The sequence below is a fragment of the Vibrio sp. ED002 genome (assembly GCF_023277445.1).
Lineage (GTDB): Bacteria > Pseudomonadota > Gammaproteobacteria > Enterobacterales > Vibrionaceae > Vibrio > Vibrio jasicida.
The window spans coordinates 2,247,548-2,263,442 of record NZ_CP080238.1 but is presented as its reverse complement, the minus strand read 5'-3'; the positions used below and the strand labels follow the sequence as shown (position 1 = coordinate 2,263,442).

The 15,895-nt window shown below is 45.1% G+C and carries 11 protein-coding genes; 6 read left to right on the top strand and 5 right to left on the bottom strand.

Annotated elements, in window-relative coordinates; genetic code table 11:
* The first annotated feature begins 496 nt into the window (after window positions 1-496).
* A complete protein-coding gene (polA, locus tag ITG12_RS10455; RefSeq protein WP_038877009.1) occupies window positions 497-3,289 on the top strand; it encodes a DNA polymerase I in 2,793 nt (930 codons plus the stop codon).
* 756 nt (window positions 3,290-4,045) lie between these two features.
* Here polA and yihA read toward each other — a convergent pair.
* The gene (gene yihA / locus ITG12_RS10450; protein ID WP_038870014.1) at window positions 4,046-4,708 is read right to left on the bottom strand and encodes a ribosome biogenesis GTP-binding protein YihA/YsxC; all 663 of its coding nucleotides are present in this window, start codon (window positions 4,706-4,708) and stop codon (window positions 4,046-4,048) included.
* Window positions 4,709-4,867: 159 nt separating this feature from the next.
* On the opposite strand from yihA, the gene ITG12_RS10445 reads away from it, so the two are divergent.
* The 5 genes from ITG12_RS10445 (at window position 4,868) to hemN (ending at window position 9,496) form a co-directional block, all read left to right on the top strand.
* Window positions 4,868-5,485, top strand: a complete 618-nt coding sequence (locus tag ITG12_RS10445) for a c-type cytochrome (RefSeq protein WP_038877007.1) — start codon at window positions 4,868-4,870, stop codon at window positions 5,483-5,485.
* A gap of 757 nt (window positions 5,486-6,242) precedes the next feature.
* On the top strand, window positions 6,243-6,881 hold the full coding sequence (locus ITG12_RS10440; RefSeq protein ID WP_038877099.1) for a class I SAM-dependent methyltransferase: 639 nt from the start codon (window positions 6,243-6,245) through the stop codon (window positions 6,879-6,881).
* The gene (gene yihI, locus ITG12_RS10435) at window positions 6,881-7,423 is read left to right on the top strand and encodes a Der GTPase-activating protein YihI (protein WP_038870017.1); all 543 of its coding nucleotides are present in this window, start codon (window positions 6,881-6,883) and stop codon (window positions 7,421-7,423) included. The genes ITG12_RS10440 and yihI overlap by 1 nt, the downstream gene beginning before the upstream one ends.
* Before the next feature lie 7 nt (window positions 7,424-7,430).
* A complete protein-coding gene (locus tag ITG12_RS10430) occupies window positions 7,431-7,919 on the top strand; it encodes a DUF2489 domain-containing protein (protein ID WP_248873054.1) in 489 nt (162 codons plus the stop codon).
* Window positions 7,920-8,104: 185 nt separating this feature from the next.
* A complete protein-coding gene (gene hemN / locus ITG12_RS10425; RefSeq protein WP_038870022.1) occupies window positions 8,105-9,496 on the top strand; it encodes an oxygen-independent coproporphyrinogen III oxidase in 1,392 nt (463 codons plus the stop codon).
* A gap of 69 nt (window positions 9,497-9,565) precedes the next feature.
* Here the strand turns inward: hemN and add are convergent, their stop codons facing one another.
* The 4 genes from add to glnL all read right to left on the bottom strand — a co-directional run bounded on the left by add (window position 9,566) and on the right by glnL (window position 15,890).
* A complete protein-coding gene (add, locus tag ITG12_RS10420) occupies window positions 9,566-10,570 on the bottom strand; it encodes an adenosine deaminase (RefSeq protein WP_038870023.1) in 1,005 nt (334 codons plus the stop codon).
* Window positions 10,571-10,721: 151 nt separating this feature from the next.
* Window positions 10,722-13,268, bottom strand: coding sequence for an EAL domain-containing protein (locus ITG12_RS10415; RefSeq protein ID WP_248873053.1), 2,547 nt, complete (start codon window positions 13,266-13,268; stop codon window positions 10,722-10,724).
* Window positions 13,269-13,380: 112 nt separating this feature from the next.
* On the bottom strand, window positions 13,381-14,784 hold the full coding sequence (glnG, locus tag ITG12_RS10410) for a nitrogen regulation protein NR(I) (RefSeq protein WP_038870027.1): 1,404 nt from the start codon (window positions 14,782-14,784) through the stop codon (window positions 13,381-13,383).
* 59 nt (window positions 14,785-14,843) lie between these two features.
* Window positions 14,844-15,890 (bottom strand): nitrogen regulation protein NR(II), encoded by a 1,047-nt coding sequence (glnL, locus tag ITG12_RS10405; RefSeq protein ID WP_038877002.1) that lies wholly within the window; start codon window positions 15,888-15,890, stop codon window positions 14,844-14,846.
* Window positions 15,891-15,895: the final 5 nt, after the last annotated feature.

The window sequence follows — 15,895 nt, the reverse complement described above, 5'->3', positions numbered from 1 at the left end:
TTAACCGAGTGTTGAGAAGGTAATGAAACATTTTCCCCAGAACTTGCACTAATTCTTTTTGACACGACATTGCTCACATTGCTTCCAGTGTAATTTATAGCTTCTTGGTTAAGCTGCCATACAAATGGAAATAGCTTTACCACTTCTGCTAGGCGACCCAATTGGGTCGCTTTTTTCTTTTCTGTGATTTCTAATTGACGCCTCCATCGGCAACTTTTCCACATGTCATGATCATTTCAGGATCGTTGATCTTGTCTTTTGTTTTAAAATAATTACCACTAAAACAATAGTTTATGTTTGTTTTTTTCTGTCTTTATTTCCATGGGATAACCAGTGGATAATTTCTATAAACAGAGTTATCCACAGTGAGAGGTGTTTTTCGTGAATAACATCGGAAAATTTCCGCGAACTTGATCGAGCGAACAAGATAGATTCGGATCAGCAGTCATGGCATTCTAAGCAGATCTATTAAGTACTGATTTGGATACAGACAATTATGGCAAGTATTCCTGAAAATCCGTTGATTCTGATCGACGGTTCTTCTTATCTATATCGCGCTTTTCACGCTTACCCAGGCACGATGAGTAACGGTGAAATTCCAACTAACGCAGTTTACGGTGTGGTGAACATGTTACGCAGTATGATGCGTCAGTTTGCTTCGGATCGCATTGCGGTGGTTTTCGATGCGAAGGGTAAAACCTTCCGAGACGATATGTACCCAGAATACAAAGCGAACCGTCCACCAATGCCGGATGATCTTCGTTGCCAAATTGAGCCACTGCATAACGTCATTCGAGCAATGGGCCTGCCACTGATCTGTATTCCTGGCGTAGAAGCTGATGATGTTATCGGAACTTTGGCTTATCAAGCATCACAACAGGGCATGCCGGTTTTGATCAGTACAGGCGATAAAGACATGGCCCAACTTGTCGATGATAACGTCACCTTGATCAATACCATGACTAACGTCGTGATGGATCGTGAAGGGGTGATTGAGAAGTTTGGTATTCCACCAGAGCTGATCATCGATTACCTAGCGTTGATGGGCGATAAAGTCGACAACATCCCCGGCGTTCCGGGTGTTGGTGATAAAACTGCAACTGCACTTCTGCAGGGGATCGGCGGTCTAACTAAGCTGTATGAAAACCTCGACGATATCGCTGCGCTTGGTTTCCGTGGTTCCAAAACCATGGCGAAGAAGCTTGTGGACAACAAAGACGATGCGATGATGTCTTATGAGTTGGCAACCATCAAGTTGGATGTGGAGCTGGAAGAGACGCCAGAATCATTGCTAAAAGCAGAGCCAAGCACAGATGAGCTGATCAAACTGTACGGTCAGTTGACGTTCAAGTCTTGGTTGAATGAGTTATTAGAAGGCGGCACAGGTGTCGTAGAAGCGGATGAATCAACCGGCGCAGTGCGTGGTGGTTCTGCTTCATCTAAAGCAGATATGGACACCTCAGCAGTAAAAATCGACCGTAGCCAATACGAAACCATCCTGGATGAAGCTTTATTTAATGCTTGGTTAGATAAACTAAAAGCGTCTGAGTTATTTGCGTTTGATACCGAAACCGACAGCCTAGATTACATGGTGGCAAACCTAGTAGGTCTATCATTTGCGACCGATGAAGGCATTGCGGCTTATGTACCAGTGGCCCATGACTATCTAGATGCGCCTCAGCAACTTGATCGTGATTGGGTACTCGAACAGCTTAAGCCAATTCTTGAAGATGAAGCTCAATCGAAAGTTGGTCAAAACTTAAAATACGACGCATCTGTGCTAGCTCGCTACGGCATTGAGATGAAAGGTATCAAGCACGACACTATGTTAGCGTCTTACGTTTACAACAGCGTAGGTGGCAAACACGATATGGACAGCTTGGCACTGCGCTTTCTACAACACAGCTGCATTTCATTCGAGCAAATCGCAGGTAAAGGTAAGAATCAACTGACCTTCAACCAAATCGATCTGGATGAAGCTTCACCATACGCAGCGGAAGATGCGGACGTGACACTTCGTCTACATAACCGTTTGTTTGCCAACATCGAGCAAGATGAGAAGCTAAAAACCGTATACGAAGAAATCGAAATGCCACTTGTACCAGTGCTGTCTCGCATTGAACGCACAGGTGTACTGATTGATGACATGAAGCTTAGTGCGCAGTCGGTAGAGATCGCCGCACGTCTGGATGAGCTTGAGCAGAAAGCCTATGAGATTGCAGAGCAAGAGTTCAACATGAACTCACCGAAGCAGTTGCAAGCACTTCTGTTTGAGAAAATGGGTCTGCCAGTCATCAAGAAGACACCATCAGGGACGCCTTCTACTAATGAAGAAGTGCTGCAAGAACTGGCTCTGGATTACCCACTACCAAAACTGATTTTGGAATACCGTGGTCTGGCGAAGTTAAAATCAACGTACACCGACAAATTACCGAAGATGATTAACCCATCAACGGGCCGTGTGCATACTTCTTACCACCAAGCGGTTACTGCAACGGGACGTCTATCTTCAACCGATCCTAACTTGCAGAACATTCCAATTCGTAACGAAGAAGGTCGTCGTATTCGTCAGGCATTTATTGCACCGACGGGATATAAGATCTTGGCAGTCGACTACTCTCAAATTGAATTGCGTATTATGGCGCACCTGTCAGGTGACCAAGCGCTGCTTGATGCGTTCCGCGATGGTAAAGATATCCATGCAGCAACGGCGGCAGAAATCATGGGTGTTTCTATCGACCAAGTCTCAAGTGAACAGCGTCGTCGTGCAAAAGCGGTTAACTTTGGTTTGATTTACGGCATGAGCGCATTTGGCTTAGCAAAACAGCTCGGTATTCCGCGTGGTGAAGCGCAGGCTTACATGGACAAGTACTTCGAACGTTACCCTGGTGTAATGCAGTACATGGAAGACACGCGTAGTACTGCTTCTGCACAAGGTTACGTAGAGACGATTTTTGGTCGTCGTCTGCATCTTCCAGAAATTCAATCTCGTAACGGTATGCGTCGTAAAGCTGCTGAGCGTGCCGCGATTAACGCGCCGATGCAGGGTACCGCTGCGGATATCATCAAGAAAGCGATGTTATTAGTGGATGAGTGGATTCAGCAAGAAGGTAATGGTCGAGTGAAACTTCTCATGCAAGTGCACGATGAATTGGTTTTTGAAGTTGAAGAGTCTTCTTTGTCCGAAATTGAAAATAAAGTACAGAATTTGATGGAATCTGCAGCAGAACTGAAAGTTCCTCTAGTGGCAGAAGCAGGTCACGGTGATAACTGGGACCAAGCACACTAGTCACTTTTAAATCAATTTTACTAATTAAACATGAGCCAGCGCACAAACGCTGGCTTTTTTGTGCTAATAAAAAAGCAATTCAATTGTGAGAATTATTGTTGCTTAATAAAACTTTCATGAAAAAAAATTACAAAAATTCTTTGCAAATCTGACCAATTGTTGTACATTATCTCTCGTAGGGTACAGAGGTAAGATGTTCTATCTTTCAGACCTTTTGTTTCACGTTATTGGATTAGGCTGATTCAGCCGCCCCAGTCAGTTTTTGACTGGGGCGTTTTTTATTGGGCGAAAGAAAATTTTTCTTTTTGATCAATAAGTTAAAATAGTCCACAAAAATGCACTTTTTTAGACCTCTCTAAGTTACTGTCAAATCTAGCTTTTTCACTCCAATTTATTGCGTTATTCATGCTGTAAATTTACGCCAGTCACACTATTATTTTTTCTCGAAAGAAACTAAGTTACGTCTTTTTGATGTTCTGCTTAACTTAACTATATGAATAATAGGGCTATTGTGTCGTGTGGGTGAGGGTGTTTGGTTTGAGGTAGAAGATAAGATTGCTTTTTAACCTATTGAAATCGAATCTCAGTTCAGTAATGCTTCGCCTCATAACAATAATTACCAATTTTTCTCTCCCGTTATCCCTGCCAGGAAGGTGGGGATTTTTATTGCCTGAAATTCACCTTTCTTGCCCCACATAAGCAAAAGCCCCACCAAAAGGCAGGGCTGTGTCGAAAAAATTTAACAAATTTTGTTAATTATTCTTCGTTGCTCTCTTGAGCGTCATCTTGTTCGTCTTCTTCAAGAAGGTGTGCGATTGCCGGTGCAAACCAAACGTCCAGTTTGGCACGAAGCTGATCAACTCCCAGACCTTTCAATGAAGAGAACACATCAACCGATACATCGCCACCAAACGTCTCTGCTTGTTTGCGAATTTTCAGTAGTACCTGTTTACGAGCGCCGCTTTTTAGCTTGTCAGCTTTAGTCAGCAGTACTTGCACAGGGATGCGGCTGTCGATTGCCCAGAAAATCATTTGCTGGTCGAGATCTTTCATTGGGTGACGAATGTCCATTAGAACCACGAGACCTTTTAGACACTCACGTTTCTGTAGGTATTCACCTAATGACTTTTGCCATTTGTTCTTCATCTCAACCGGTACTTGAGCGAAGCCGTATCCTGGCAAATCGACGATATGACAACCTTCTTGTACTTTGAAAAGGTTGATCAATTGAGTACGACCTGGGGTCTTTGATGTCTTCGCTAGACTTTTTTGGTTAGTCAGGCGATTCAGTGCACTCGATTTACCAGCGTTTGAGCGTCCTGCAAACGCAATTTCGACACCTTCGTCCTCCGGTAAGTGACGAATATCGGGTGCGCTGGTGATGAAATGCGTGTTTTGGTAATGAATTTTTACGCTCACTGTTAACTCCATCTCGACTTTGTGTAGTCGATTGATTACTTTTTTGTGAAATTGTGTAAAATAACCGTGCTCGGCATAAGGTCGCCTATTGTACCATGAGTGTACGCGGTATGTTCACATTCCGTGGTACTGGAAGCTTGATAATTATAATGGAATGTCATGAAGAAATTAGCGCTAATTTTGAGTCTTTTAGCCAGTTGCTCAGTATGGGCCCAAGGTAATATTGAAGCTGGTAAAGCAAAATCACAAACCTGTGTCGCCTGTCACGGAGCAGATGGTAACAGTGCACTAGCAATGTACCCGAATCTTGCAGGCCAACACGCTAAGTATCTTGAGAAGCAATTAAAAGATCTAAAACTAGGTATGACTAGTGGTGGTAAACAAGGTCGTTACGATCCTGTAATGAGTGGTATGGCTATGCCACTAAGTGATGAAGACATCGCGGATCTATCTGCTTACTATGCCTCTTTACCTATTGCAGAGAGCTCAACCCCCGAAAATGTGGTCGAGCAAGGTAAGGTACTTTACACCGCTGGTGATGCAGAGCGTGGTCTAACCGCATGTATTGCGTGTCACGGTCCTCGTGGTAACGGCACTGAGCTTTCAGGTTTCCCTAAAATTTCTGGTCAGCAAGCTGACTACATCAAAGCTCAGTTAGAGAAGTTCCGTGATGGTGCTCGTGGTAATGATATGAATGCCATGATGCGTGACATCGCAAAGAAAATGACAGACGAAGACATCGAAGTTCTGTCGAAATACGTTGGCGGTCTGCACTAAGCCCCCTACACCGCGTTCGAGCAAAGTTATACAGGAATGCCCCAACTATTGGTTGGGGCATTTTTGTTTGTGGCTTTGTGTGATCTCGATCTTATTCAATGTTAAACATAAAAGTGATAGATAGCTTGAAGCCTTGTGAGACATTTGCCATACGTGATCGATGCGATTTCTCTCTATAACTTTTAAGTTATTGATAAAATGGGTTATTTATTTATGGCAAAAAATTAGTGTCATTAATTGCTTTTGGTGACTTGTTGGTTTTTACGAAACCCGTAAAGTAGACGGTGTTCACAAGGAGTGAACCTCAGGAATTTAGACCATGGATATAAGGTCTCCAAGGACGCAAGCGAAGGACGTTTGGTAGTCGGAAAAGGGACTTAGATAGGCAAGGAGCCTATCAGATATGGATGGTCATCTAGTCTAACGGTTAAGACAGCGAAACGGATCAGGCTTCAGGAAGTAGCTCAGTAAACAGGAAGTGAAAGGATAGCCAAAACTCATCAGGAAGATGAAGAACAACACTTTTTGGCAGGGAAAGCTTGAAAAACAAAAGGATTCTTGGTGCACCAGATGTGTGCAACACAGTTTCGCCACTTATTGGTGGCATTCAGAAAGCGACAGTCTCACTGTCGCTTTTTTTATATTCATTTTTGCCAATCAAAGTTTTTTAACAAAAACTGCTGAAAAAGTATCCAGCAACACTCCAATCTGTGTCCACTTTCTGGTATGTTTCGCATCCCTGTTTGAGGAAGTCAGCATGCACACCTGTCCTTTATGCCAGAATCAGCGCACTCACCACTTTTTTGAAGATAAGCGACGCGAGTATCTTCAGTGTGAACAGTGCAGTTTGGTATTCGTCAATCCAGACCAACGTTTGGATGCGAAAACTGAAAAAGCTCACTATGATCTGCATGAGAACAATCCTGAAGATATGGGATATCGACATTTTTTGTCGCGAATTGCTGACCCAATCGCAGAGCGAATTTCACCACAATCGAACGGAATCGACTTTGGTTGTGGTCCAGGCCCTACGCTTTCATTAATGTTAGAAGAAGCAGGGCACAACATGGCGTTGTATGATCTTTACTATCACCCTAATACATCGGTGTTAGAAAAGCAGTATGACTTCATGACAGCAACAGAGGTGATCGAACACCTCTACCACCCCGATGTGGTGTGGAAGCAATGGTTGAATTTAGTTAAGCCAGGTGGCTGGATAGGCCTGATGACAAAAATGGTCATCGATGTAGAAGCCTTTCAATCATGGCATTATAAGAACGATCCTACTCACGTGGTGTTCTTTAGCCGTGAAACGTTCCAGTTCCTAGCTGAGCGGGATAAGCTCGAACTCGAATTTATTGGTAATGATGTAATTTTACTGAGGAAAGCCCAGTAATGAGCCGTAGTAAAAAATCTAGAAAGCCAGGTGCAGCAGGCGCACCTGAATTTGTTGTCACTCGTAACCGCACAGAATCTGACGTTGAAGGCCGTCTACGCAAGCGCGCTAAAAAGCGTAAAGGCTTGAAGACAGGTAACCGTAACTCAGAAGTGAATGAACAGAAGAAGCAATCGGCTGCCCAAAATCGTGATCCACGTTTAGGTAGTAAGAAGAAAATTCCTCTGATCGTTGAGCCAGCGAAGAAGATGACAAAACAAGAGCGTCGCCTATCGGCTGAGCAAGAGCTAGAGATGCTAGAAAACGATGCGCAATTGAACGTGTTGTTGGATCGCATTGAAGCGGGTGAGAACCTAGGCACAGGTCTACAGAAGTTCGTAGATGAGAAGCTAGATCGCATCGAAAAACTGATGGACCAACTTGGTCTACTTGAGCCGGAAGAAGAGGAAGACTTCACCGCTCCTGCTGCTAAAGGTACTCGCAACGACGATGACCTACTAGCGGATTTCGATGACATCAACTTCGACGACTACAAAGGATAAGTAATTCATGAACGTAACCTTATTAGCGATTGCGGGTGCTGTGATCATTATCGCGCTGGCTTCATATGCAGGTTACCTTCTGCTTCAATTGAAAAAGCAAAAGGAATTGCAGCTGAAGCATAAAAAATTGGCGATCGATAAACGTAACGCCAACATTTTTGAGAACGTGCATACTTTGTGTCAGGCTGGTATTCAAGGTCAGTGTGATTTATCTGAAATCAGCATTCGTGTATACAACATCATGGACTATGTTCAGGGTGAAGACCGTGTGGATTTTGATAAAACGTACCCAGCGATTTCTGAGCTTTACCATATTGTGAAAGATATGGCGCGTGGTGAAGACCGACAGCAACTTGCGAAGAAAGAGCGTATGCAACAAAACTTGGATCGCCATAAAGCAGAGCTGCGCTTGACGGATACGATCGTAGAAGAACTCAAAGTGTTGCAAAAAAACGTCCAGCCACTGAATAACCAAATCAATATTCAGATGATCTAGTTTGTATCCCCAATGGTTTCCTTATTGCTATTGGGGGTATCGTGATCACGCTAGCACTTCTTTGGTTTTATACTTAAAAAGCCACCTGCGGTTACCGTTGTTGCCTTTGTCATATGGCAAAATAACGACCTCTGAATATTGGGTAACGATTTTCGTTGCCCTCGCATTTAACGGAAAGTACCACCATGTCGAATCAACATACTGAATCGAAGCAGCAAATTGTCTGGGATCAAGCGGTATTGGATAAGTACAACTATTCCGGTCCTCGCTATACGTCGTACCCAACGGCGCTGGAGTTTCATGAAGCATTTACCATTTCAGACTACGATATGGCATGCACTCAATACCCAGATCGTCCGTTATCTTTGTACGTTCATATTCCGTTTTGCCACAAGCTTTGCTACTACTGCGGCTGTAACAAGGTCATTACTCGTCATTCGCACAAAGCAGACGAATACCTAGACGTACTGGAGCATGAAATTCGTCAACGCGCATCGTTGCTTGGTGAGCGAACAGTCACTCAACTGCACTTTGGTGGTGGTACACCAACTTTCTTGTCTGAAAAACAAATCACTCGTGTGATGGATTTATTGCGCCAAGAATTTATCTTTAATGCGGACGCTGAAATCAGTATTGAGGTGGACCCGCGTGAAATCGAACTAACCATGCTGGATCATCTGCGCAGTGAAGGTTTCAATCGTCTGAGCATTGGTGTTCAGGATTTCAATAAAGAAGTTCAGCAGCTTGTGAATCGCGAGCAAGATGAAGAATTTATCTTTGCCATGGTCGCACGCGCCAAAGAGCTTGGCTTTCGTTCAACGAACCTCGATCTAATTTACGGCTTACCGAAGCAAACGAAGGTGTCTTTTGCTAAAACACTTGAGCAAGTGTTAGAAATGCAGCCGGGTCGTTTATCTGTGTTTAACTACGCGCATATGCCTCAGCTATTTGCTGCGCAGCGTAAGATTAAAGACGAGGATTTGCCGAAAGCTGAAGAGAAGATGGCGATTCTGCAAGACACGATCGCGACACTTACGGGAGCTGGTTACCAATTCATCGGTATGGACCACTTTGCGATGCCAGATGATGAACTTGCCGTCGCCCAGCGTGAAGGTATTTTGCACCGCAACTTCCAAGGCTACACCACGCAAGGTGAGTGTGATTTGGTCGGCTTTGGTGTTTCTGCGATTTCCATGATTGGTGATGCGTACGCGCAAAACCAAAAAGAGTTGAAGAAGTACTATGCTCAAGTGAATGACTTGCGTCATGCACTCTGGAAAGGGGTTTCTTTAGACTCAGATGATTTGCTACGCCGTGAGGTGATTAAGCAGCTTATCTGTAACTTTAAACTGGATAAGAAAGCGATTGAGTCTGAGTTTGCAGTGAAGTTCGAACAGTACTTCAAAGAAGATCTACAGCTTCTACAAACTTTCGTTGATGACAAGTTGGTAGAAGTGGATGAGCGTGAAATTCAGGTGACACTTCGTGGTCGCTTATTGATTCGTAATATCTGTATGTGCTTCGACAAGTACCTACGAGCGAAAGCGCGTCAGCAGCAATTCTCTCGCGTTATCTAAGCTCTCAATAGATTTCGGATATAAAAAAATGCCAGCAAATGCTGGCATTTTTTATGTCTTTCGCGGCAATTAAACGCGATCTTTCACTTTCTCTTTCAGTTCAGTTTTTTCTGCATCTGATAGGAAAGCGATGTCTAGACCGTTGATTTGCGCTTGGCGAATTTGCTCTTTAGTCAGACCTGCTGCTGGTGCTGCCACTTCGTATTCGTATGGCAGTTCAATACCTTCAACTGCTGGGTCGTCCGTGTTCAGACACGCCAGCACCCCGTGCTCTAGGAATTGCTTAAGCGGGTGGTTAGCTAGCGATTCAACCGTACTCGTTTGGAAGTTTGACGTCAGGCAAGATTCAATACCAATGCGGTTTTCTGCTAGGTAATCCATTAGTTTAGGATCGTGAATCGCTTTTACACCATGACCGATACGAGTTGCACCTAACTCTTGAATTGCCTGCCACATGCTTTCTGCGCCCGCCGCTTCACCCGCGTGAACAGTAACACTTAGGCCTGCATCACGGACTTGCTTGAAGTGAGAGACAAAACGGTCACCTGGTTGGCCAAGCTCATCACCTGCTAGGTCAACGGCTACGATGTGATCTTTTTGGCTCAGGATACCATCCAGCTCTTGCTGACAAGCATCAGTACCAAATGTACGGCTCATAATGCCAATCAGGTTCGCCTTGACACCGAAATCACGCATACCCGCTTGCACACCATCAACCACGGCTTCCACAACGCCTGCCACTGGCAGTTTGTGTTTCATCGCCATGTAGTATGGTGAGAAGCGAAGTTCAGTGTAGTCGATTTGTGCGTTTAGAGCGTCTTCTACGTTTTCATAAGCGACACGACGACATGCGTCTAGATCGCCCAGTACTGCCACACCCCAGTCAAGCTTAGAAAGGAAAGCAACAAGAGATGGCTCGGCTTCAACAATTTGAACGTGTGGAGTAAGAGACTCAATATCATAAGCTGGTAGCGCAATACCAAACTGCTGACCAAGCTCAAGAATAGTCTTAGTGCGAATGTTACCGTCAAGGTGACGGTGCAAATCAGTCAGGGGAAGATTCTTAGTTATCATTATGTCGATCCGGGTTGTATGTTGTGAACAGGAACTCAGCCCAAACATTATCGATGACAATACATGGGGAAGATTTGCAGTTAAGTATAAATAACAGTTAGGTAGATTGTCAGTAGATGATGACTAGGAAATCAACGATTTCAGCTCTTTTCTACTTCATGTTAACCAAATGTGTTGGCCAGTCTTCCAGCGGTAATGGGCGGCTATAGTAAAAACCTTGTACTTGGTTACAACCTAATGCGCTAAGCAGCTTTGCCTGCGTGGCTGTCTCTACGCCTTCTGCAACGACATTGGTTTTCATGCCTTTGGTGATGTTAACTATCGCGGCAACAACAGAGCTGTCGAGGTCTTCTTCAGTGAGTCGGTTGATAAAGGTGCGATCTATCTTCAAGCATGTAAATGGTAGCGCATGAAGGTACGCTAAAGATGAGTAACCAGTACCAAAATCATCAATGGCAATCCCTAATCCCATTTGACGCAGTTTGATCAGGTTATCCAATGTTGTTGGTGCACTATCAATGATACGAGACTCAGTAATTTCTAATGTGACATTATTGGCTGGCAATTGAGTCGTTTTCAGGACGCTGCTGACGGTGTCGACAAAGTCAGGACAAGAGAGTTGGTTTACTGAGACATTCACATGCAATTGGAAGTTCTCAGGCCACTGTTTTTTGTCGATGGCTTTACGTGTGTCACGGCATGCTTGGAAGAGTATTTGTTGCCCTATTGCTTTGATCATGCTGCTTTCTTCTGCGATTGGGATGAAATCTAATGGAGAAACCATTCCTGATTCACTGTGCCAACGAGCTAAAGCTTCTGCGCCACAAATGTTGCCGCTTGCCAGATCGACGATAGGTTGATAGTAGGGCACGAATTCACGATTATCGATGCCCGTCTGAATCTTGGCCTGCATTTGAGTGCGGAACTTTGAGGCGCTGGCCATTTCTGGGCTGTAGTGACAAACGCTAGCTAGCGAATCTTGCTTCGCATAGCTTAAGGCGATGCTTGCGTTGCGTAGCCACAGTGACATCGATTGCTCTGATTTTGTTCTGACTACCCCTATCGAAACCTTGATTACTACTGTTTCACCATCGAGTATGAAAGGCGCAGCAAGCAATTGCTGTAAGCGTCTTTCCATTAAACGAATATCACCGTCGCTGTGCATGTTTGGCATAAAGACCGCAAACTCATCACCACCAATACGAGCTAGCGTCGCTTCTTCTTTCAACTGTTGCTTAAGGCGCTCAGCAACATGGATCAGGAGCTGATCACCATTGTGATGGCCGACACTGTCGTTGATATCCCTAAATTTGTTGATCCCAATGAGATACAAACTGCCTTGCTCTGCATGTGAGTTGTTTTCACTGACTTCAATGAGTCCTTGGCGGCTGTAGAGACGGGTTAATGAGTCGAATTCGAGCTGCTCTCGCAACGCTTTGAATGACGCTTTTAGATTACTGGCCATTTCATTAAAGGCTTGTACAAGGATGGTGGTTTCGTAGACATAGCCAGGGCGAGGCATCGTACTGTCCCAATCCCCTTTAGCCAGATGCTGCGCTGCTGTTGCGGTAGCATTGATAGGACGAGTGACGCGATTGAAGATCAGTAGACTGACAACGATGCCACATAGACTCACTAAAAAGCCAACCATCCAGCTCCTTTGTTGGCTCTTGGGCAAGGTGCCGAGTAATTCACTCTCAGAGATGGAGGTGCCGATAAACCAAGTTAAGCCATTGCTGTCATGATAAGGCGTGATACGACTAAAAGTGCGCAGACCATTAAAGTCGAATTCGAACGTATAGGGTTTATCAGTGTAATTCAACACCTGTCCGCTAACTCGAGCAGCACTCATTTTTATGATTGGGTCGGCACTCTCTGATGCAAGCAAACGCTGGCCCTTATCGGAGAACTTAGTACCCCATGAAATCACACTACCTTGTCCTGAGTGAGCAACTAAACGATGCTGTTGGTCCATGATATAGACGGAAGCATTGGTCTCTTGCTTTAACTCTTGTAAGAACTGATTGAAAGTGTTGATGCGTATATCTGTGACCAAGACGCCAGCAAATGTACCCATTTCGTAAACCGGTGTCATCGCAGAAAGAGTGATGTCTTGACGCTCATCAGCATTGGCATAAATCGATGACCAATGGGCTTTATGGTCTTGTGCTACGGGTTGATACCAAGGGCGAGTTCTTGGGTCATAAGGGGCGATGATAGTACGAATATCATCACTGACTTCTTCACTACCATAAATCACCAAACTGCCTTTGGTTCGGTAGTCTTGCACCATCAGGGTATATGCATCGGCTGACTCGCGGCGAAAACCGGTAAAGTCACCCGTTTCTGAGCCAAAAGCGATCACATCGAGTTGCGGTATCGAGTGGTACAGATCTTTAAATGCGCTGAGCAAATAGGATTGAATGTCTTTCGTGTCATTCGGGTGGTAAAGGTTGTGATAACTGACGTTGTGGCCGAGTGCAGCGACGGCGGTAAAAGGTTTGCGTAAGTAATCATTCAAATGGTCGTGAACACTTTCTGTGAGTACAGAAAGTTGTTTATCACTGATGTCGGTAACAACTTCTTCGTAGCTCTGCTTTTGGACGTAAACAATCACACCGATAGCCAGCAAAAAAATCATCACAAAGGGGATGAGAACAGCAGTACGTAGTGTAATTTGAGTCGTCGCGTTAGACATTGCCTAGTCACAAAAGGGATGGTGTGCCGTAATTGTACTGACATTTAGGTTATCAAGCGAGATGAAAAATTTGCGCTTGATAACCATGCTCTAACGTCGTGACCGCTCGAAATCAGTACAGCTCTTTTAACTTTCTGGTTAAGGTATTGCGTCCCCAACCTAGTACTTTAGCGGCATCTTGCTTGTGACCTTTAGTATGTTCTAACGCAGCTTCCAATAAAATGCGTTCAAATTCTGGTAAAGCGAAGGAAAGTAGTTCTTTATCCCCAGCTTCTAACGCATGGCGTGCCCAGTCCGCTAATTGTTCTTGCCAACTGCCACTGCTTGTCTCGGTGATGATTTTTTTCTCTTCCAATAATTCTGCGGGCAGATCGCTTGGTAGCACTTCACTACCACTTGCCATTACGGTTAACCAACGACAAATGTTTTCTAATTGGCGCACGTTACCCGGCCAATCAAGACGATTAAGAATGTCGACAGAAGAAGGGTGCAAGGCTTTGGTTTCGACACCGAGCTCATCAGCCGCACGAACCAAGAAGTGTTGCGTTAACTTTTCGATGTCTTGTTTACGCTCTCTTAGCGCGGGGATTTGAACTCGAATAACGTTCAAGCGGTGGAATAAATCCTCACGGAAATCGCCTTCGTGGACCAATTTTTCTAGGTTTTGGTGGGTAGCGGCGACAATACGAACGTCGACTTGAATGGGTGAGTGGCCACCCACTCGATAAAACTGACCGTCGGCTAAAACACGTAATAAGCGAGTTTGAATATCTAATGGCATATCACCAATTTCATCCAAAAACAGCGTGCCACCATTGGCTTGCTCAAAGCGACCTTGGCGAACACTGTTTGCGCCAGTAAATGCGCCTTTTTCATGGCCGAACAATTCCGACTCAATTAAGTCTTTTGGAATCGCGGCCATATTGAGAGCAATAAAAGGTTTGTTGGCGCGCGGACTATGGCGGTGCAGAGCATGAGCTACCAGTTCTTTACCTGTACCTGATTCGCCGTTGATCAAAACGGAAATGGAAGAGCGAGATAGGCGACCGATGGCGCGAAACACTTCTTGCATCGCCGGTGCTTCACCGATGATTTCTGGTGTGTCGGTTGGAATCTCTTCTGGGAGCAATTGCTCACGTTTGTTTTCTTGGCTGTGGGCTATTGCACGTTCAACCAGAGTGAGGGTTTCATCAATATCAAATGGTTTTGGCAGATATTCGAATGCGCCTTTTTGGTAAGCATTTACAGCGGCGTCTAAATCCGAATGTGCCGTCATGATGATGACAGGTAGATCAGGATAGTCATGCTGAACTTGCTTTAGTAGCTCTAGTCCGTCGATACCCGGCATACGGATATCCGAAACCAACACGTCTGGTACTTCGCGCTCTAGCGCCATCAGTACACTTTCCCCGTCCGCGTAGGTTTCGCATTTAATGTTGGCTGATGAGAGTGTTTTCTCCATCACCCAGCGAATCGAACTGTCGTCATCGACGACCCAAACATATCCTTTACTCATGTATAAATCCTTGCAGCGAAAGCCTAAAAACTGACGAATACCAAAACCATTTAGCGTGGTCAGATTGGCAAATAAATCGTAAAAGTGGTGTGACCTGGCCAGCTTTCGACATCAATCTTGCCGTTGTGCTGGTCGATCAGGTTTTGTGAGATAGACAGCCCGAGCCCTGTTCCACCTTCACGGCCACTGACCATGGGATAGAACAACGTATCTTGTAATTCTGGTGGGATACCCGGACCGTTATCGGTGATTTCTATGCGGGCAGCGAGCTTGCAGCGTTGGCCGTGAATATTGGCTTGGTGCACCGTTCTGGTGCGTATGGTGATTTTACCGTGTTCCTGGTGAGACAGTATTTGTGCGGCATTACTAACAATATTGAGCATCGCTTGCTCAATTTGGTCTGCATCCATTAGCAACTCTGGCAAGCTTGGATCGTAATCGCGTTCAACTACCACCGAATGCTGAGATTCCAGCTCAACCAATTGGCGTACCTTCTCCAACACTTGGTGAAGGTTCTCTTGCGTTTTCTTACCTGGTTTTTGTGGCCCAAGTAGGCGGTCTACCAAGGCTCTCAGGCGATCTGCTTGTTCAATGATGATATGCGTATATTCGGTCAGAGACGGATCGGGCAGCATTTTCTCCAATAGCTGTGCCGCGCCGCGTAGACCGCCCAGTGGATTCTTGATCTCATGTGCTAAGCCTCGCACCAACAACTTAGCCGCTTGTTGTTGAGCGTGTTGATTAAGCTCTTGAGTGAGTCGGCGTTGTTGATCTATCTTGCGCATCTCAACCAACAGCATTAATTGTTTTTGCCATGTGATTGGGCTGACGGTGACCTCTAACATTAAAGGCCGGCCATCGACAACAAAGGTAACGTCGCTGTCGGTAATACTTTGACCGCTTTGTAGTGGCTGGGTCAGTAAAGCCAGATCCAAAGACGCATGTTGAATCAATTGAGACAGTGATTGCTCGACAATGCGCTTAGCGCTTTGTGAAAACAGCAACTCAGCCGAAGGGTTGGCATAACGTACCGCCAATCCATCATCGAGAATCAACGTCGCTGTCACCATGTTATTGAGGATGGCACTGGAGAGACTAGTATCCACATTAC

Excerpts from the sequence above, each read along its gene's own strand:
- polA (WP_038877009.1), top strand. The coding sequence starts at position 497 with ATGGCAAGTATTCCTGAAAATCCGTTGATTCTGATCGACGGTTCTTCT.
- ITG12_RS10445 (WP_038877007.1), top strand. The coding sequence starts at position 4,868 with ATGAAGAAATTAGCGCTAATTTTGAGTCTTTTAGCCAGTTGCTCAGTA.
- ITG12_RS10440 (WP_038877099.1), top strand. The coding sequence starts at position 6,243 with ATGCACACCTGTCCTTTATGCCAGAATCAGCGCACTCACCACTTTTTT.
- yihI (WP_038870017.1), top strand. The coding sequence starts at position 6,881 with ATGAGCCGTAGTAAAAAATCTAGAAAGCCAGGTGCAGCAGGCGCACCT.
- ITG12_RS10430 (WP_248873054.1), top strand. The coding sequence starts at position 7,431 with ATGAACGTAACCTTATTAGCGATTGCGGGTGCTGTGATCATTATCGCG.
- hemN (WP_038870022.1), top strand. The coding sequence starts at position 8,105 with ATGTCGAATCAACATACTGAATCGAAGCAGCAAATTGTCTGGGATCAA.
- add (WP_038870023.1), bottom strand. The coding sequence starts at position 10,570 with ATGATAACTAAGAATCTTCCCCTGACTGATTTGCACCGTCACCTTGAC.
- ITG12_RS10415 (WP_248873053.1), bottom strand. The coding sequence starts at position 13,268 with ATGTCTAACGCGACGACTCAAATTACACTACGTACTGCTGTTCTCATC.
- glnG (WP_038870027.1), bottom strand. The coding sequence starts at position 14,784 with ATGAGTAAAGGATATGTTTGGGTCGTCGATGACGACAGTTCGATTCGC.